Genomic DNA, 17,724 nt, shown 5'->3' with positions numbered 1-17,724 from the left:
CAGAAGCTCTCCGTCAGGAGCTCGCCGTCAAGAGGGCGGAGATACGATCCGGCGCCACCGGGCGGGAGTACAGCCAGCCCTGCCCGGTGTCGCAGCCGATCCCGCGCAGCCGGGTCGCCTGGGAGGCGGTCTCCACGCATTCGGCGGTGACCGTCAGGCCCAGCCGGTGGGCGAGTTGGATGAGGGCCTCGACGATGACCTCGTCGGCGGGGTTGGGGTGGGCGCCGCCGTCATCGCCGTCGGGCCCCTCGTACTGGAAGCCGCGGACGAAGGAGCCGTCCAGCTTCAGCACGGAGACCGGCAGGCGGCTGAGGTAGGCGAGGTTGGAGTAGCCGGTGCCGAAGTCGTCGATGGCGATGCGGACGCCCATGTCGCTGAGGGCCTGGAGGGCCTGGAGGGGCCGCCCGGCCGAGCCCATCACCGCCGACTCCGTCAGCTCCAGCTGGAGCAGATGCGGGGCGAGACCCGTCTCCGCGAGGATCTCCGCCACATCCGCGACCAGGTCGGAGTCCCACACCTGCCGTACGGCGACGTTGACGCTGACGAAGATCGGCGCCGCGTCCGGGTGTTCCAGCTGCCAACGGCGGGCCTGGCGGCAGGCCGTGGCCAGTACCCAACGGCCGAGCTGCACGATCGAACCGTCTTCCTCGGCCAATCCGATGAACCGATTCGGCGTCAGCGTGCCGAACTGCGGATGGTTCCAGCGGACCAGCGCCTCGACCCCGAGCACCCCGCCGTCCTCCATGCCCACCAAGGGCTGGTACTCCAGGGCGAATTCGTTCCGGTCGATCGCCGCCCGGAGGGTGGAGGAGAGCGCCTGACGGGTCATCCGGTGGGCGTTGCGCTCCGGGTCGAACAGCGTCCAGCGGCCCTTGCCGTCCGCCTTAGCCCAGTACAGCGTGGTGTCCGCGGCCTGCATCAGATGGGTCGCGCTCGTCCCGGCGACGCGCCGCTCGACGACCCCGATCGACGCGGAGACCGACAGCCGCTGCCCGGAGAGGTCGAAGGGCGCCTGCAGTGACTTCAGGACGGACTCGGCGAGGTCGGCCAGCTGGTCCGTTCCCGTCGAGTCCTCGACCAGCAGGGCGAACTCGTCGCCGCCCAGCCGGGCGACCAGGGGAGTGGCCCCCCGGGCGTAACCCGCCTCGTCGGCGCAGCGCGTCAGCCGTTCGGCCACGGCCGCGAGCAGCCGGTCGCCGACCCGGTGGCCGAGCGTGTCGTTGACCGCCTTGAACCCGTCCAGGTCCAGATAGCAGAGCCCGATCCGGCCGGTGCCGCCCTCCTCGTACGCCTCCGCCTCCAGGGCGGACGAGAGCCGCTCGAAGAACAACGTGCGGTTGGGCAGCCGGGTCACCGGATCGTGCATCTGCAAGTGCCGCAGCCGCGCCTGGAGTTCACGGCGGGCGCTGATGTCCGCGATGGACAGCAGCACCGCCTCCTCCTGCGCGGGCAGCGGCGCGACCGTCACCTGCACCCAGAGCGAGTGCCCGTCGGGGTGTTTGAGGCGGCGGGCGCAGCGCAGCCGGGCCTGTCGGCCGCGCAGTACCTCGCGGTACGCGTGCCAGGCGCGGGCGTCGGAGGCCAGATCCACCAGATCGGCCGCGATCCGCCCCACGAGCGCGCCCGATCCGGTGCCGAACAGCGCGCCGAGCGACTCGTTGGCGGTGACGACCAGACCCTCGCGGTCGACCACGGCCATCGGAAGGGGCGCGGCGCCGAAGGCGGCACGGAACGCACCGGGAGATGGCGAGGTCCCGGCGGGCGGGACGAGCGCCGCATCGGGGACGGACTCGGAAACGCCAGGAATTGACTCGGGCGTGTCGGGGATGGACTCGGGCGTGTCGAGGGGGGACTCAGGCGTGTCGAGGGTGCCGAGGGGTGTTTCCGCCGGGGCGTACGAGCCGGGAGAGGCACCGGCGCAAGGGGATGCGCCGGGGGGTGAAACAGCGGAGACGGATGCGCTGGGAGGCACCTCGGCGTACGTACGAGGAGACGTACGCGGAGATGTGTCGATGTGACGCTCTGTGACGGCCGACCGGATGAGATCTGCCGTGGGCGTCGGCCCTTCGGACGTTCCGCTCACCGCTCGCTCCCGCAGTGCACTCGTTCTTCGTATGGGTCTCTCGGGTGGTCGGCCGGTGCTGGACGGCCGAACAAGCCGTGTCCGTGCAGGAAAGTGTGCCGATCATAGAGGCTGGTTCCGGAGCCTTCCAGCCACAGTCCAGTGTCCCGGAACAACCACCGGTTCTGACAGATCGTTTCTGCCTGCATCTGGACCGGTTCCTGCGCCTGGCGATCGCATGTGACGTTCCGTGAGTGTTCGGGGTGTCGTTCGGGGTTTCGGCTGCTCACGGCTCCTCACTCTTCTGGTGCAGGCAAACAGGGCGAAGCGTCACGAACTACCCCAGGCTGGGTGCGGTGTCCCGAAAACCGCATCCGGAGGTCGACGTGCCGCGTCAGCGCCCCCTGAAGGGTCTCGCCCGAGAGGCCCTGCGGCGTCGAAGCCGTGATGTGCCGCGGGTTCCTGACGTCCTGACGGTTCTCGGCGTGCCGCGGGTCCTCGCCCGTCCGGGTGCGCTGTGGGCCTTCGCCCGTCCGGGCGTGCCGCACTGGCGCAGCGCCGCGGCCGTGTTCACCTCCATGTCGGCGCTGGCCGCGACTTCCCTGATCACGGGCCCCGCGCTCGCCGAACCCCTCTTCTCCCCCTGCGCCCTGAAGCGGACCGAGGCCCACCACTCGGAGGGCCTGGACACCTGGAACGCCGACTATCCGCGCCCCACCCGCCCCCTCGACGCGGTGCTCGTCTATCTGTCCTTCCCGGACTCCCGGCCCCGCACCACGCCCGCCGAACTGGCCGCCGACTACTTCCCGGCCACCAGCCAGTTCTTCGAGCGCGCCTCGTACGGCAAGTTCACACTGCGCCCGCATCCGCAGCGCGACTGGATCCGGATGCCGCACACCTCCACCTCGTACGCCATAAAGCGCGACTGGAACGCCGCACGGCGCGGCGACTATCTGCGTGACGCGGTCGCCGCGGCCGACCGGCAGGTCGACTTCTCCCGCTACGACATCGTCTACTTCGTGGCCGACCCGGACGCGCCGGGCGTCGACTCCGACGCGACGAAGGTCGTCAACCTCGATACCCCCATCGAAGCCGACGGCAAGGACATCCGCCGCGTCGTCACGGTCTTCGAGAAGCACCCGCCGGACCACCTCGTCCTCGCCCACGAGACGGGGCACGTCTTCGACCTGCCCGACCTCTACCACCGCCCCGCCGACGGAAAGGGCGACTGGGACACCTACGTCGGCGACTGGGACCTCATGGGCAGCCAGTTCGGCCTCGCCCCCGACCTGTTCGGCTGGCACAAGTGGAAACTGGGCTGGCTGGAAACGCGCCAGGTGGCCTGCCTGCGGGAGCACGGGACCACGAGGCTGACCTTGGAGCCGCTGGAGTCGGGTCCGGTGACGGGCGGGGCGGGGACGGCGGCATCAGGGGCGCCGGCTTCCGTCGCGAGCGCCCCTGCCCTGGCCGGTCCGACACCGGCTTCGGGCCCCGGGAGGCCGCCCTCGGACTCGGAGGGCTCCGCCTCGGGGCCCGGGGGCTCGGTTCCCGGTCCCGGGGGGGCCGTCTCGGGCCCCGTCTCCGGGGGGTCTGTCCCGGGCTCCGGGGCGCCCGTCTCGGGCCCCGTCTCCGACCCCGTCTCCGGGGGGTCTGTCCCGGGCTCCCGGGCGCGGACCTCGGCCCCGGCCCTGTCGGCCTCGCGGGCGGTCCTGCCGACCTCGGCACCGGGGGCGCGCATCTTCGGTTCCGGCCGCGGTACCAAATTGGCGGTCGTCCGTACGGGTCCCGACAGCGCGCTGGCCTTCGAGGCGCGCACCTCGACGGGCAACGACGGCGCCACCTGCACACAGGGCGTCCTGATCTACCGCATCCGCAGCGAGGCCGACTCCGGCGGCGGCCCGGTCGAGGTCATCGACGCCCACCCCCACTCCGAGTCCTGCTGGGGTGAATCGGTCTACCCGCCCCTGGCGGACGCGCCCGTCGGACTCGGGGAGAGTTTCACGGTCCCCGGCGAGAAGGTGCGCGTCGAGGTCGAGGACCGGACGGCGTCCGGGGCGTGGACGGTGAAGATCACGACAGGCTGAGCCCCTCGCCCGCGCGGAGCCGGGCATGCAAGAAGACACGTAAGAGGCCCCTCGCTTTCGCGAGGGGCCTCTTACCGTCTGTGCGCCGCCAGGGACTCGAACCCCGGACCCGCTGATTAAGAGTCAGCTGCTCTAACCAACTGAGCTAGCGGCGCCTGCTGACGTCGTAGACCTTAGCATCCTGATCGGCGGGAGGAAAAATCGATATCCGCACCGCGGCGGAGGCGGCCGTGCGGGCCGCCCGGACGGCCGCCCACACCAGGATCTCGGGCCCCGGAAGCCACGGATGCCGGGTGTCGGGGGCCACCAGCCAGCGGGACGTGAGGTGGGCGACGGGGCTCAGTGCGGGCACGGTCACGGCGTCGCCGACCCCGTGGCAGAGCAGCGGAGGAATGGCGTGGACGCGCCCGGATTCCCCCGACGCACCCGCCCCCCACTCCTCCCACTCCAGGAGCGACGGCAGGCGCTGTGCGGTGCCCGGCGCGCTGAACAGCAGCATCCGCCCGCGGTGCACGGCCACCGGGCCGGAGCCCGGCCCCTCGTCCCACAGCCGGTCGAGCATCCGCCGGCCGAAGATCGCGGGTACGTTGACGATGTCGAAGGCGCTGCCGCAGGGCAGGACGACCGGGGCGGTCGGGCGTTCCTCCCAGAGGGTGAGGGTGCTGCGCGGATACGTTCCTGCCGAGGCGAGCCAGGCGGCTCCGTCCGGGGTGACGCCGCAGACGTCGAACCGGTCGGGCAACGGGGCGGCGGAGCTTGCCGAATTCCGTGTGCTGCTCATGCCTGTCAGATCTACCGTCGGTAAGCATCCGCCCTCCGAGAGTTGCGAGAACCCGGGACAGAACGCCGGGGAGGGAGTACCTTGCCCCCTTGGCATATGCCAGACCTCTGGGCTGTCAGGGGCGCGGGGAACTAGGCGACAAGCCCAGGCGGCGGGGCCGAGAGAGCGCGGCGGCTACACGGGACCGAACGGCTCACGCATGGTCGCCCACCCCATGCCCGAGCCCCCGCCCGTCCCCCTCGACCCCCCGCAACAGATCCCGCCCGAACTCGACCATCTTCTTCGCATAGTCCTCGGTCCACTCGGCGCGCTCCGCGATCGCAGCCGGCGTAAGCCGGTCGAACCGCCGGGGATCAGCCAGCTGCGCGGCGGCGATCGCCTGGAACTCGAGCGCCCGATCGGCCGCGGCGCGAAACGCGAGCGTCAGCTCCGTGGCCCGCGCCAGCAGCGCCCGAGGATCGTCGATCGACTCGAGATCGAAGAAGTGCTCCGGATCACCGGCCGCCTCCGCGGGCTCGAAGAGCAGGGGCGCGGGGCGTAGCCGCGGTTCGTTCCGACGCGGCGTGGGCTCCGCCATGTCTTCTCCTCCTCGTACGGTTCAGGGGCCCGCTTCGTGGGTGGGCCACCGTCCATTCTCCCCCGTCCGCGCAAGTAGGCCCGTGTGAGCGGACCCGCACAACCGTGCAAGCCGGACCCACGGCCACCACCTATGGATCCGCTGTGATCCGAGGTGGATCTACGGTCGCCACACCACCCGATGCTCCGCCAAATGCGACAGCACCGCGTGATTGGCCTCCCAGCCGTCGGGAAACTTCACCGTGACCCCCAGCTGCACCGGCTCCGTCGACGGATGGTCGTCCAGCAGTTCCGTCACTCCCGCCCGGCACACCACGATGCACGCGTGCCGATGCCGCGAGGCGAGGACGCACAGCCGCCCCGTCTCCAGATGGAACGCGGTCGCGTCGGGCCGTCCGGACAGCGGATGCAGCACCACGGTGACATCGAACTCCCGCCCCTGAAGCCGATTCGCCGTGTCGACGGTGACGTCCGCGACGCCGAGGTCGGCGAGCGCCGCCCGCACGGCCGCCGCCTGGTCCCGGTGCGCCGTGCCGACGGCGATCCGGTCGGCGGTCAGCGGCACCGGTTCCTCCGCCCGCTCCGAGGTGGCCGCACCGCCCCGGTCCAGCAGCCGTCGTACGACCTGGGCCACCGCCCGTACCGCCTCCGGGTCCGTACGCGGCGTGTGCCGGGCCGGCAGCTCCAGCAGTCCCCAACCCGCCTCCGCCGCCTCGTCGATGACCCGGTCGGGACCCGAACCGTCCGACGCCACACCGAACTTCAGCCGCCGGTCACCATGGCCCGTGCCGCTGCGGAACGGCGTGTACGGGTAGAACGCGTCCGAGACGAGCGGCGCCGCGGAGGCCGGCAGCCGCCAGGACACCGGGAGGCGGTGCTGCGGCAGTTCGGGGTTGTGGGCCAGCAGTGTCGTCACCGCGGACGCCGACGGGTCGTACGACAGCCCCGCCCACTGCTCCGAGCCGACGATCGCGAACGGGTCCAACTGCCCGGGGTCGCCCACGAACAGCGCCCGCTCGAAGAGCCCCGCCACGGCCAGCAGCGCGTCCGACCGCATCTGGTAGGCCTCGTCGACGATCGCGTGCCGCCACGGCTCGACCCCCTTGACGTGGGCCCACTTGGCGGCGGTCGAGACGACCACGTCCAGTCCGGCCAGATCGCCGGCCTTCGTGGACTTGCGGACGTTCGGCAGGTCGTCCAGCGCCTTGTCGTAGGGGTCGGGATCGCTGCTGTGCAAGCGCCCTACCGGCAGCTCCGCGTTCTTCTCGGCGAGTCGCAGCACCAGGTCGTCGACCTGGGCGTTGGTCTGCGCGATGACCATCAACGGGCGTCCTGCGGAGGCGAGTTCGAGCGCCGCGCGGACGACGAGGGTGGATTTCCCGGCGCCCGGGGGAGAGTCGACCACGACGCCGCGGTGCGTGCCGTGCAGGGTGTCGCGCAGGATCGCGTCGGTGGCGCGGCCGGCCGCGGCTCCGGGATCGAAGACGGTGGTCACAGGAGGTCCTCCTCCGTCATCGGGTCCGGCTGCGGCACCGCGTCGGGCTCGCCCGGCGGTCCGCCGTGCGTCCACGGGGTCTCCTCCGGGTCGGGCAGCTTCGCGCCGCCCCGCTGCTCGTGCTCGAAGAGCGTGAAGCAGAGGTGGTCCCCCTTCTCCGGCACGGACCCGGTCTCGGGTTCCTTGCCGCGCCCCATCTTGTCGACGATCCGCAGGACCACCAGCCCGTCGCCCCCCGATGACTCCTCGTACCCGACGAACTCGGCCGCCTGCGGCTTTCCGCCCAGCGACCGGTACACCTTCGTCCGCTCCCCGAGGTGCGGCCGGTCGTCCGTGCGCACGGTCACCAGGGGGCGGGGGCTCGGCCGCTTGCTCTCGCTGTACGCCATGACGACATCCGTGACCTCACCCGCGAAGGCCTCGCCGACCAGCCGCCGCCCGGCCATGACCAGCGGATCGTCGAGGGCTTCCTGCGCGTCCAGGCGGGCCTGCTCGCGCTCGCGCGTGGCCAGCTTGTTCGCGGCGGTGACCGCGTCATCTCGGCGTGGCTGCGGGGGCTCGCCCGCGGTGATCCGGTCGCGGTGGCCGGTGAACGACCAGCGGTCACGGGTCCACCGGTCGGCCGCGTGGGTGCCCTCGGGGAGCGTCCGCAACAGGTCGAGGCCGCGCCACACCGCGTCCCAGGTGGGCCGGGTGATCTGCTCGACGAGGGCGTGGATCTCCCGCTCGGCGGCGGTGAGTTCACCGAGCCGGTCGTCCGCCTCCAGGCCGTCCTCGGCGGCGGCGAGGGCGGTCCGCGCGCGGTCGTAGCGCTCGATGGCGGGAGCGAGCAGTTTGTTGTCGAAGGCGGGGTCGGTGGCCGGTCCCGCGGGCGGGCACACGAGCTGCCCCCGGGCATCCCGCCGCGACTCGGCCCGCAGCGCGGCCTGCGCGCCCGACGCACCCTCCGGGGGGTCTATCCAGGCGAGCAGCGCCCCCAGGTGCTGGTCCTCCAGGCTGCTCTGGCCGGTCGCCCAGTGCCGCGACAGCACGTCGGTGAGGGCGAGCAGCAGGGCGGAGCCGGGCACCCGGGCCCGCTCCCCGAAGTGCGTCAGCCACCGCCCGAGCAACGGCACCCGGGGCGGCGCCGGATGGGGCGCCTCCGGCTCCTGCTCCGCGGTGCGCCGAAACCGCATGGAGCGGCCGAGGAGCCGTACGAACTCCACACCCGCGCGGCTCGGCACGATCAGCTGCGGGGCGTCCGCGCACAGTTCGACCTCGACCTTGACGCGCTTGCCGGTCTCGGGATCGGTCTCGCTGCGCTCGGCCGCCTCGACGTCGTCGGCGTAGGTGTCCACGTACGGCAGTACGACATCGGCCAGCTCCGCGAGGAACGCGAACCGCAGGTCGCGGTCCCGGGGTTGCGGCACGACCAGCAGGCGGGGCGCGTCCCGGTCCGTGCCGACCAGCGCCCCGAGCGGGGCCCCGGCCTCACCTGCGGTGGTCAGCGGTACGAACACCAGGGGCCGCTCGGCGAGGTGCCGGTGGCGCACGGTGGCGACGGGCTGGGCCCGCCCGCTCTCGACGGCCTCCAGCCGGGCGAGGGTGGCGATCAGCGACAAGGGGCCACCTCCGGGAGGACTTCGCCGGCCGGCTCCTGTCGGCCGGCGGGCGGTGTCGCGTGCCCCAGCAGGGCCTGTGACCGCAGCGCCGCGGCCCTGCGCAGGGCCACGACCGCCGGGTCGTCGGGGTCCCCGGCCGCGCCGTGGGCCGCCGCCAGGACCTCACCGATCGTCGTCAGCCCGCCCAGCTCGGAGCGGAGCGACCGCCCCAGGGCCGTCACCACACCCTCGGCGCGGGAGCGGTCGCGGCAGTGGAAGGCGAGCTCGCAGGCGGCCAGGCACTCGGGGGCGTAGGTCGCGGAGACGGACTCGACGGCGGTCGTCAGGTCGGCGGCCGGGAGGTCGGGGGCGAAGCAGGTGCCCTCGGGGAGGGTGTCCGCGATGTCCTCGACACGCGTGAGGCGGGCCAGCTGGCGGCGGGTGACCGCGCGCTGCTTGCGGATGTCGACGGCGGACGCGGTGGGCAGGTTGGAGAAGTCCTTGGGGCAGACCAGCAGGACCCGGTGGCGGACGTCGGGACCGGCATCGCTGTCGCCGAGGCGCGCCGCCACCTCCTCCAGGGCGAGCACGTACACCGCGGACTGGCGGGCGGCGGCGCCCACCTTCGCCGGGTCCGCGGAGCCGTCCAGCATCGGGAAGGACTTGATCTCGACGACCGTCCAGCTTCCGTCCGGGTGGACGACGACGGCGTCCGGCTCCAGGAAGGCGGGGGAGCCCGCGACGTCGAGGGCGAGCATGGGGTGGTCGAGCAGGGTCCAGGCGCCGGCCGTGGTGGCCTCGCGCAGGGCGAGCGCCGTACGGGCCGCGCGCCCTTCGGGGCCGACCGCGCTCAGGTCGGGGACGACACCGGCCGCGGGCGGCTCGGCGCCCGGGTCCAGCTTCTCGTGCACCAGCCGCAGCAGCTCAGCGCCGCCGTCGGCCTTGACCCGGGCCTCGAACGCGTTCCCCCGCATGAAGGCGAACTGGGACTGGCCGAAGGCGGACGGTGAGCCCAGCGCGTCCGCCAGCTTCGCCTTGTCGACACCCGCGCCGTCCAGCAGGGCGCGCCGCTCGCACCCGGGGTTCGCGGCGAGCGCCGCGAGGGCCCGCGCGTCCAGCGCCTTGGGCGGTACGGCGGGACCGCGCAGCTCAGCGAGCCGCTGTCGCAGCGCCTTCTCCCGCGTCCGCAGGGGAGGCACCCGGCTCGGCTTCGGGCCCGGTTCGGGACTCGCGCTGTCGGGGAATTCGCTCACCCGTGGAAGTCTGGCATCCGCCACTGACAATTGAGGAACGTGCGCCGTGCGAGGCGCCCGCGATCCATGGGATGCGGGCACTCAGCAGCCCCTGCACGCGGTCCGCGAGCCGCATCACGTACGGGGTCAGCAGCAGCCCGATCCCCATCACGGCGGCGCCCGCCGCCGCGTCGAGGAAGTAGTGGTTGGCGGTGCCCATCACGACGATCGTGGTCAGCAGCGGATAGGCGATGCCCGCGAGCCGGACGACGGGCGTGCGGCCGTAGCGCCACAGCATCACTCCGCACCACAGCGACCAGCCCACGTGCAGGCTGGGCATCGCCGCGTACTGGTTGGTCATGCCGCCGAGGCCGCGCGGCGCGCTCGCCTCGCCGCCCCACCAGCCGTACGAGCTGTACTGGGCCATCGTGTCGACGAAGCCGTGGCCCGCGGAGAGCAGCCGGGGCGGGCAGGTCGGCATCAGTGTGAAGCCGATCAGGCCGATCAGCGTGGATGTCATCAGCCAGGTGCGGGCGGCGCGGTAGCGCACGGCCCGGGAGCGGAAGAGCCAGATCAGGATCGCGGGCGTCACCAGGTAGTGCAGCGACGCGTACCAGAAGTCGGCGGGGACGCCGAGCCAGGCCTCGCGGGTGAACAACCGGTTCAGCGGGTGCTCGGCGTTGAGGTGGAGGACCTTCTCGATGCGCAGGATCTCCAGGCCGTGACCGACGGCGTCGTCGGTGTCGCCCCGGGCGAGCAGCCGGCCCGCCGAGTACGACGCGTACACCATCACGAGCAGCGGCAGCTCGGTCCACCAGCGCAGCCGGGTGTGCGATGCGGCGGCGCGCAGTTCGGTCCACCGGCGGAGCCGGGCGCGCGGTGCCGCCTCGGTCCGCCGTGCATCGGTCTGCGGCATCCGATCGTCCTCCCCCATCTGCTTGCGTGATCTGCTTGCGTGACCTGTGGCTGTTGCTTGCGTGACCAGCCGATTGCGCCCCGGTGACACGGCCATCCGATTTTACGGTGTATGTGAACGGCTTAAGGAGGCGCCCCCTGGTCGTCAAAGACGCAGAGATCTCCCGCCGGGTTGCCCGACGCGGAGGTGAGACATGATGGAATCACCCATCTCTCAGGTCCGCGTCTCTTCCTCGTCCCGCACGTCCTCCACGCGAACCGGAAAGGCTTCTTTTCATGGCACCGCGCATCCTGCTGGCCCGGCACGGTCAGACGGAGTGGTCACTGTCCGGCAAGCACACCGGCAGGACCGACATCCCGCTCCTGGAAGAGGGCCGACGCGGCGCCAAGGTGCTGGGGGAGCGACTGCACCGGGCGCCCTTCGACGGACTGGCGGGGGTCGAGGTGCGCACCAGTCCGCTGGCACGCGCGCGGGAGACGTGCGAACTGGCCGGCTTCGGTGAGCGTGCCACCACCTGGGACACGCTCATGGAGTGGGACTACGGCGCGTACGAGGGCATGACCCCGGCCGAGATCCAGGCGGTCCGCCCGGGCTGGTTCATCTGGCGCGACGGCGTCCCCGAGGGGGAGACCCTGGAGCAGGTCACCGCGCGCGCGGACGAGGTCGTCGCCTGGGCCCGCGCGGAGGACCGGGATGTGCTGGTCTTCGCGCACGGGCACATCCTGCGCTCGATCGGCGCCCGCTGGCTCGGCCTCCCGCTCGACTTCGCGGCCCGTATCCGCCTCAACCCGACCTCGCTGTCGGTGCTCGGCTGGGCCTACGGAGAGCCCGCGATCGAGGCGTGGAACGACTGCGGGCACCTGACCGCGTAGGCGCAAGGCCGGCGGCCGGGATCACGGGATGCGCGGCAGACTCGCGTGGCGCTCGAGGAACGCCGACACACCCGACGCCCGGCGGTGCGGCAGCAGTACGCGCGCGGTGCCCGCCAACATGGTCTGGATACGCGACGACTGGACCTCGCCCAGCAGGTCGAGGACGCGCAGACCCGCGAGGGCGGCCTCGTCGGGGCGGCCGCCGCGCGCGAGGTCGTCGGCGAGCTCGGCCGTGTAGAGGGCGATGTTGCGGGTGAAGTGCGGGTCCTGGAGGTGCGCGGCGCGCCGGGCGTGCCGGGCCGCGCGGGTCCAGTCGCCCAGCGTCGACCAGCACTGCGCCTCCAGGCCCTCCAGTTCGGCCTCTCCGTAGAAGGTCATCCACTCGGGATCGGTCTCCGAGGGGCCGCGTTCGAAGAGTGTCTGCGCGCGGACGAGCGCCTGCTCGCACCCCGTGCGGTCGGCGAGTCCGGCCCAGCCGCCCGCCTCGCGCAGCGCGAGCAGCGAGAGCAGTCGCGGGGAGCCGAGCGGGCGCGCCGCGCGCTGTGCCGCCTGCGCCGCGCGCACCGCCTCGCGCGGTCGCCCCGCGTCGCGTGCCAGGAACGCCGTGTTGCAGAAGGCGTGCGCCTCGAGGGCCGGGTCGCCGGACATCCTGGCGGTCGCCAGTGCCTCGGCGTAGTGCGAGCGCGCGTCCTCGAAGCGCCCGGAGTCGTGTGCCAACCAGCCCACCGAGATCGCCAGTTCGCCCGCCCCCGCGTACAGCCGGTCGGCGGTGGTCTGCCGGGTGGTGCCCGCGTCGAGCAGCTCGTAGGCCGTCCGCAGCGGTGCGGCGGCCCGCCGGTAGAGTCCGTCGGCCCCGTGCCGGTCGTCGAGCAGCCGGATCCGGCGGACGGCCTCTTCGAGGGCGCCCGCCTCGGAGGTCCCCACCCGGTGGACACGGCGGTCCGCGGCTGCGGCCGGAGCGCCGAAGGCGACTCCGAAGGGGCCCAGTGAGGCCGCCGCCACGGTGGCGGTGCCTCCAGTCATGAATGCGCGACGTTGCACGTCGCTCTCCTCGTGGTTCTCGTGCGTGTCGTACGGGTCCTGCGTGTCATACGTCTCGTGCGTCTCCTCCGTCTCACCGGTGGCGTTCGTCGGGCTCGTGGTGTGGGGAGGGGGCGCTTCGTCCGTGCCGCGCGCCCCTCGGCCGCGTACGGACGAGCGGGGCGAGAAGCCCAGGTCGGTCAGCGTGCGGCCGGGGAACATGTGCAGGAACACTCGTTCGTAGGCGTAGTTGGGGCAGCGGATCTCGCCTGCCTCGACCCGCCCGACGTAGCGCGCGTCACAGCTGACCCGCTCTCCGATCTCGCGCGCGGCCCTCCGCACCGCCGCGGCGAACTCGCCCGGCGAGCGCTGTGCGCGCAGCCGCCGGAAGGCGAGATTCGGCCGTGGTGGCCGGGGGGACTGGGACGAGGTCACCGCTGACGACGCCATGGCCGGGCCCTCTCTTGCGAACCGTCGAACCATGCCGGACTCAAGGCGAGTTGTCCGTGTTGCGGCGTGTGTCGCCTTGTCCCGGCGGAGCAAGAACGTACCTGCTGTGACGGTGTCGCCACGCTGGGTTTGGCTACAAAACGGATATCTCATCCACGATCTGCCATGAACTGCCATCCTTTGCGGCTGAGTTGTGCCGTAGCCGTTGACGTTCTGACGCGTTGAACCCTGTGGACCGGGAGCGCACCCGAACTCCCGACCCACTCGTGCAGGAGGAGGGGTTCCGTGTTGGAGGCCGGGATGGAGAGCACCGAGTTTCGTACGCGGCTGTCGACCGCCGAGCACCGGCCGTCCCCCGAGTGCGACGCCCCACCGGAGCCGGTCGCCGACTGCGACCTCGTGACGGTTCCGGCGCGCCAGGGGCTGGAGGCGGTCGACATCCTCCGCCGCGGCGCCTGCGACTCCGTCGGGCCCGTCCTGCTCGACGACGGCTGCGACACCCTCGGCTTCCTGGTGCCGCCCGGCACCGCGGACGCCTGGGACGTGCCGGGCAGCACCTGTACCCAGACCAACGGCCGCGGCCTCAGCCTGGTGGCACCCGAGCCCCCGGTCGAGGGCTCGGACTGGCTGCTGCCGCCCGGCACCGCGGACCTCGCGACCGACCCGGCCGTGCTGCGGGCGGCGCTGGGCGAGGCGGCCCGGCTGATCGAGGCCGCGGACAACTGCCGCTGACCCCGCAAACACCGGGCGGCCGCCCCACGGGTTGCCGCTGCGCCGACCTCCCTGTACGGCCTGATAATGGCAGGATGGGAAGGTCGAGGAGCAAGCGGTCCGACGACGCGCGGGGCGCGGCGCGTGACGCGTCGCGCGGTTCGCGCCGCGGGCAGGCGTCCGCCGACGCCGTCGTCGAGACGGTCGAGGGCGGCCTCGCCGAGCTGATACCCGACCGGGACCGCCCGCGCGCCTGGACCCTGCTCATCGACGGCGCCCCCCAGTCCCACGTCGACCTCGACGACCCCGCCCATCTGAGCTTCGAGTACCAGCGCCGCCTCGGCCATGTCATCGACCTCGTGGCCCCGCCCGGCAAGCCCGTGCACGCCGTCCACCTCGGCGGTGGCGCCTTCACCCTCGCCCGCTACACCGCCGCGACCCGCCCCCGCTCCACCCAGCAGGTCGTCGAACGCGACGGGGCCCTCGTCCAACTGGTCCGCCGTGAACTCCCCCTGGACCCGAACGCCCGCATCCGGGTGCGTTCCCTGGACGCCCGCGAAGGCCTCGCCAAGGTCCCCGACGGCTGGGCGGATCTGGTGATAGCGGACGTGTTCAGCGGCGCCCGCACCCCCGCGCACCTCACCTCGGTCGAGTTCCTCACCGACGTCCGCAGAACCGTCAAACCCGGTGGCCTGTACGCCGCCAACCTCGCCGACGGCCCCCCGCTGGCCCATCTGCGCGGCCAGATCGCCACCGCCGCGACCGTCTTCCCCGAGCTCGCCCTCATCGCCGACCCCACGGTCCTGCGCGGCAAACGCTTCGGCAACGCGGTCCTCGTGGCCTCCGGTCACCCCCTGCCCCTGGCCGAACTCACCCGGCGCGCCGCCTCGGACCCCCACCCGGCCAGACTCGAACACGGCAAACAGCTCACCGACTTCACCGGAGGAGCGGTGCCGGTACTGGACGCGGCGGCGGTGGCATCCCCGGCCCCGCCGGCTTCCGTGTTCCGGTGAGTGTGACGCGGCCCAAAGGGGCGCGGGGAACGGCGCGCCCAGCCACAGCAAACCCGCACCCGACCCGCAAAGCCGGCGCAGCTAGTACGTGCCGATCTCCACCCGCGGCGGCCCGTCGTGCCACGTACAGAACACCGACACCCGATCCGCCCCCGAAGCGAACTCCACCCGAATCCACGACTCCGTCTTCCACACCTGCATCGACCACCCCGAACCCGGCGTGGCCGAGACGAGCGTCGCGGAGGTGGTACCGAGATCGAAGACGGCCCGCCCCCCGTCGGTGTCGTAACTCTTGACCTGCCCGGCGGGTCCCGAGGCGCTCGGACTCGGGTCGGCGGAGGGCGATTTCGAGGGGGCCGGCGTCGCGGTCGGCCGCGGACTCGTCGTCGGTTTCGAGGCGGATGGACCCGGGCTCGCCGGTGGCCGACCCGTCGACGAGGCAAGCGGCTTGGACCCCTGTGTCGTCGCCCTGCCCACCGTGATGGGCAGCGCGCGCGGCGGATCGTAGGCCGTCCCCGTCATGACCGTGTGGACGCCCCACCACGACAGCGTGACCGCCGCGCCCGTGGCGAGCGACCAAGCCAGTACGTGTACGAATCCTCGGAGCATCGCGGGCCATACTGCCTCACGCGCCCCATGGGTGTCTCCCATGTCTTCTGACAGAACGGCGGCCCGAGTTATCCACAGGCACCGGACCGGCATCGCACAGATGGCGTACGGTGCGGCGCATGGCAAGTGTGCTCGTGGTCGAGGACGACCAGTTCGTACGCAGCGCTCTCATCCGGCATCTGACCGAAGCCGCGCACACGGTGCGCAGTGTCGGCACCGCCCTTGAGGCGCTGCGCGAGGTTGCCCATTTCTCCTTCGACGTCGTCATCCTGGACCTCGGACTGCCCGATCTGGACGGGGCCGAGGCGCTGAAGATGCTGCGCGGCATCACCGACGTCCCGGTGATCATCGCAACCGCGCGGGACGACGAGACGGAGATCGTCCGCCTGTTGAACGACGGGGCGGACGACTATCTGACCAAGCCGTTCTCGGTCGAGCACCTGTCCGCGCGGATGGCCGCCGTCCTGCGCCGCTCGCGGGCGACGGGCGATACACCCCCGTCGCCGGTCATCAGGGTCGGCGGCCTGTCCATCGACCCGCTGCGCCGCCAGGCCGAGCTGGACGGCGCCCGACTGGACCTCACCCGGCGCGAGTTCGACCTGCTCGCGTTTCTCGCCGGGCGGCCCGGTGTCGTCGTCGCGCGCAAGGAGCTGCTCGCCGAGGTGTGGCAGCAGTCGTACGGGGACGACCAGACCATCGACGTCCATCTGTCGTGGCTGCGCCGGAAACTGGGCGAGACGGCGGCGAGGCCGCGCTATCTGCACACGCTCCGCGGGGTCGGCGTGAAGCTGGAACCACCGGGCTTGGAGCCGCCGCGATGAGGTGGGCACTGGTCAAGGTGTGCGTGGCGGTGACCACGATGGTCGTGGTGGCCTTCGCGGTCCCACTGGGGCTCGTCATCAAGGAGATGGCCAGGGACCGAGCCTTCTCGAACGCCGAGCGGCAGGCCGCGGCCATCGCGCCCGCGCTGTCCATCACCACCGACCGGGACCAGCTGGAGCGGGTCGTCGCCTCCGCCGGCTCGGGCGACGGGATGGCCGTGCATATACCGGCGAGCGACGGCGCCAAGGCGGTCGACATCGGACGGCAGCGCGCCGCCGCCAAGGACATCGCGACCACACGCAACATCGGCCGGGCCTCCACCGCGGAGGTCCCCGGCGGTTCCATCCTGCTCCAGCCCACCGCGCTGAGCTCCGGCGAGATCGCGGTCGTCGAGGTGTACGTCCCCGAGTCCGAGGTCAGCAACGGGGTCGGCACCGCCTGGGCGGTGCTCGCCGGGGTCGGGGTCGCGCTCATCATCGGCTCGGTCGCGGTCGCCGACCGGCTGGGGGTACGGATGGTGCAGCCGGCACAGCGACTGGTCGAGGGCGCGCATGAGCTGGGGGAGGGGAAGCTCGGCGCAAGGGTGCCCGAGGAGGGGCCGAACGAACTGCGGCTGGCGGCGGTGGCGTTCAACTCGATGGCGGATCAGGTCGTGCAACTCCTGGCGAACGAGAGGGAGTTGGCCGCTGATCTCTCGCACCGCCTGCGGACCCCGCTGACCGTGCTGCGCCTCAACACGGCCTCGCTCGGTGACGGGCCGGCCGCCGAGCAGACGCGGGCGGCGGTGGCGCAGTTGGAGCGGGAGGTCGACACGATCATCCGGACGGCCCGGGAGGCCAAGCCGCAGACGGCGGCGACAGTCATCGGCGCCGGGTGCGACGCGTCCGAGGTCGTCCGCGAGCGGATGGACTTCTGGTCGGCGCTCGCCGAGGACGAGGGGCGCAAGGTGCGGGTCGCGGGAGTGGACCATCCCGTACGGATACCCGTCGCCCGGGCCGACCTCGTCGCCGCCCTCGACGCGCTCCTCGGGAACGTGTTCCGGCACACCCCGGAGGGCACGGCCTTCGCGGTCGACGTGCACAAAAGCGAGGACGCGGTGATCGTGCTGGTGTCGGACGCGGGCCCGGGCATCATGGACCCGGAGGCCGCGATGGCACGGGGGAAGGGTTCCGGGAGCGACGGTTCGACCGGCCTCGGCCTGGACATCGTGCGCCGGCTCGCGGAGTCGACGGGCGGGGACGTGCGGATCGGTTCGTCGGTGCTGGGCGGCACCGAGGTGCGCATATGGATCCAGCTGGACGGGCGGGCTCCGGTGCGGCGCGGGCACAGGGGAGCCGTGCGGCGGCGTAGGCGAGGCGTGGGCGTGAGCTGACGCAGGTCGGCGCGAGTCGGGCGTTGGCGTGGGCCCGGCGAGGGCCGGGCGTGTGGCCAAATTGGTCTCTACCTTTAATCGTCCCCGATGCCTTCCTTAAGCGCACCATAAGATCGCCGACGTGCGTCC

Annotated in this window: 15 protein-coding genes and 1 tRNA gene; 6 read left to right on the top strand and 10 right to left on the bottom strand. The window is 72.4% G+C overall.

Annotated features, from left to right (window positions below; all coding sequences use genetic code 11):
- Nucleotides 1–13: 13 nt before the first annotated feature.
- Complete coding sequence (locus ACFZDJ_RS06550; protein WP_391056535.1) at nt 14–2,083, bottom strand: EAL domain-containing protein; 2,070 nt, start codon at nt 2,081–2,083, stop codon at nt 14–16.
- Between the two features lie 557 nt (nt 2,084–2,640).
- On the opposite strand from ACFZDJ_RS06550, the gene ACFZDJ_RS06545 reads away from it, so the two are divergent.
- Complete coding sequence (locus ACFZDJ_RS06545) at nt 2,641–4,146, top strand: M6 family metalloprotease domain-containing protein (RefSeq protein WP_390928624.1); 1,506 nt, start codon at nt 2,641–2,643, stop codon at nt 4,144–4,146.
- A gap of 81 nt (nt 4,147–4,227) precedes the next feature.
- On the opposite strand, the gene ACFZDJ_RS06540 is transcribed toward ACFZDJ_RS06545, so the two are convergent.
- The 7 genes from ACFZDJ_RS06540 to ACFZDJ_RS06510 all read right to left on the bottom strand — a co-directional run bounded on the left by ACFZDJ_RS06540 (nt 4,228) and on the right by ACFZDJ_RS06510 (nt 10,726).
- Nucleotides 4,228–4,301 (bottom strand) — tRNA-Lys (locus tag ACFZDJ_RS06540).
- Nucleotides 4,292–4,927, bottom strand: a complete 636-nt coding sequence (locus ACFZDJ_RS06535) for a bifunctional DNA primase/polymerase (protein WP_384918765.1) — start codon at nt 4,925–4,927, stop codon at nt 4,292–4,294. The genes ACFZDJ_RS06540 and ACFZDJ_RS06535 overlap by 10 nt, the downstream gene beginning before the upstream one ends.
- A gap of 193 nt (nt 4,928–5,120) precedes the next feature.
- Nucleotides 5,121–5,504 carry a hypothetical protein gene (locus ACFZDJ_RS06530; RefSeq protein WP_101404994.1) on the bottom strand — a complete coding sequence of 128 codons (384 nt, stop codon included), beginning with the start codon at nt 5,502–5,504 and terminating at the stop codon, nt 5,121–5,123.
- Nucleotides 5,505–5,663: 159 nt separating this feature from the next.
- Nucleotides 5,664–6,998: an AAA domain-containing protein gene (locus tag ACFZDJ_RS06525; protein WP_384918768.1), complete on the bottom strand. Its 1,335-nt coding sequence runs from the start codon at nt 6,996–6,998 to the stop codon at nt 5,664–5,666.
- Nucleotides 6,995–8,599, bottom strand: a complete 1,605-nt coding sequence (locus tag ACFZDJ_RS06520; protein ID WP_390926975.1) for a hypothetical protein — start codon at nt 8,597–8,599, stop codon at nt 6,995–6,997. Before ACFZDJ_RS06520 ends, ACFZDJ_RS06525 begins: the two co-directional genes overlap by 4 nt.
- Entirely contained in the window at nt 8,590–9,777 is a 1,188-nt protein-coding gene (locus ACFZDJ_RS06515) for a hypothetical protein (RefSeq protein WP_391056882.1), read from the bottom strand. The genes ACFZDJ_RS06520 and ACFZDJ_RS06515 overlap by 10 nt, the downstream gene beginning before the upstream one ends.
- A complete protein-coding gene (locus ACFZDJ_RS06510; protein ID WP_384918775.1) occupies nt 9,728–10,726 on the bottom strand; it encodes a phosphatase PAP2 family protein in 999 nt (332 codons plus the stop codon). Before ACFZDJ_RS06510 ends, ACFZDJ_RS06515 begins: the two co-directional genes overlap by 50 nt.
- A 275-nt stretch (nt 10,727–11,001) precedes the next feature.
- Here ACFZDJ_RS06510 and ACFZDJ_RS06505 point away from each other — a divergent pair, with 275 nt between their 5' ends.
- A complete protein-coding gene (locus ACFZDJ_RS06505; RefSeq protein WP_390926978.1) occupies nt 11,002–11,598 on the top strand; it encodes a histidine phosphatase family protein in 597 nt (198 codons plus the stop codon).
- A 21-nt stretch (nt 11,599–11,619) separates the two neighbouring features.
- Here ACFZDJ_RS06505 and ACFZDJ_RS06500 read toward each other — a convergent pair whose 3' ends face one another.
- Nucleotides 11,620–13,068, bottom strand: coding sequence for a hypothetical protein (locus ACFZDJ_RS06500; protein ID WP_390926980.1), 1,449 nt, complete (start codon nt 13,066–13,068; stop codon nt 11,620–11,622).
- A 285-nt stretch (nt 13,069–13,353) separates the two neighbouring features.
- Between ACFZDJ_RS06500 and ACFZDJ_RS06495 the strand changes: the two genes are divergently transcribed.
- Together ACFZDJ_RS06495 and ACFZDJ_RS06490 are read left to right on the top strand one after the other, a co-directional pair.
- Nucleotides 13,354–13,800, top strand: a complete 447-nt coding sequence (locus ACFZDJ_RS06495; protein WP_384918781.1) for a hypothetical protein — start codon at nt 13,354–13,356, stop codon at nt 13,798–13,800.
- Nucleotides 13,801–13,874: 74 nt separating this feature from the next.
- Nucleotides 13,875–14,792, top strand: a complete 918-nt coding sequence (locus ACFZDJ_RS06490) for a fused MFS/spermidine synthase (RefSeq protein WP_391056532.1) — start codon at nt 13,875–13,877, stop codon at nt 14,790–14,792.
- Between the two features lie 81 nt (nt 14,793–14,873).
- On the opposite strand, the gene ACFZDJ_RS06485 is transcribed toward ACFZDJ_RS06490, so the two are convergent.
- The gene (locus ACFZDJ_RS06485; RefSeq protein ID WP_384918784.1) at nt 14,874–15,401 is read right to left on the bottom strand and encodes a hypothetical protein; all 528 of its coding nucleotides are present in this window, start codon (nt 15,399–15,401) and stop codon (nt 14,874–14,876) included.
- A 119-nt stretch (nt 15,402–15,520) separates the two neighbouring features.
- On the opposite strand from ACFZDJ_RS06485, the gene ACFZDJ_RS06480 reads away from it, so the two are divergent.
- Both ACFZDJ_RS06480 and ACFZDJ_RS06475 read left to right on the top strand, forming a co-directional pair.
- The gene (locus ACFZDJ_RS06480; protein WP_168508839.1) at nt 15,521–16,222 is read left to right on the top strand and encodes a response regulator transcription factor; all 702 of its coding nucleotides are present in this window, start codon (nt 15,521–15,523) and stop codon (nt 16,220–16,222) included.
- Nucleotides 16,219–17,595, top strand: a complete 1,377-nt coding sequence (locus ACFZDJ_RS06475) for an ATP-binding protein (RefSeq protein WP_391056529.1) — start codon at nt 16,219–16,221, stop codon at nt 17,593–17,595. The genes ACFZDJ_RS06480 and ACFZDJ_RS06475 overlap by 4 nt, the downstream gene beginning before the upstream one ends.
- Nucleotides 17,596–17,724 lie beyond the last annotated feature (129 nt).

This window comes from Streptomyces sp. NPDC007896 (genome assembly GCF_042959425.1).
Taxonomy (GTDB): domain Bacteria; phylum Actinomycetota; class Actinomycetes; order Streptomycetales; family Streptomycetaceae; genus Streptomyces.
Note: the sequence above shows the minus strand (reverse complement) of the source record. Positions and strands in the feature narration are given on the sequence as shown.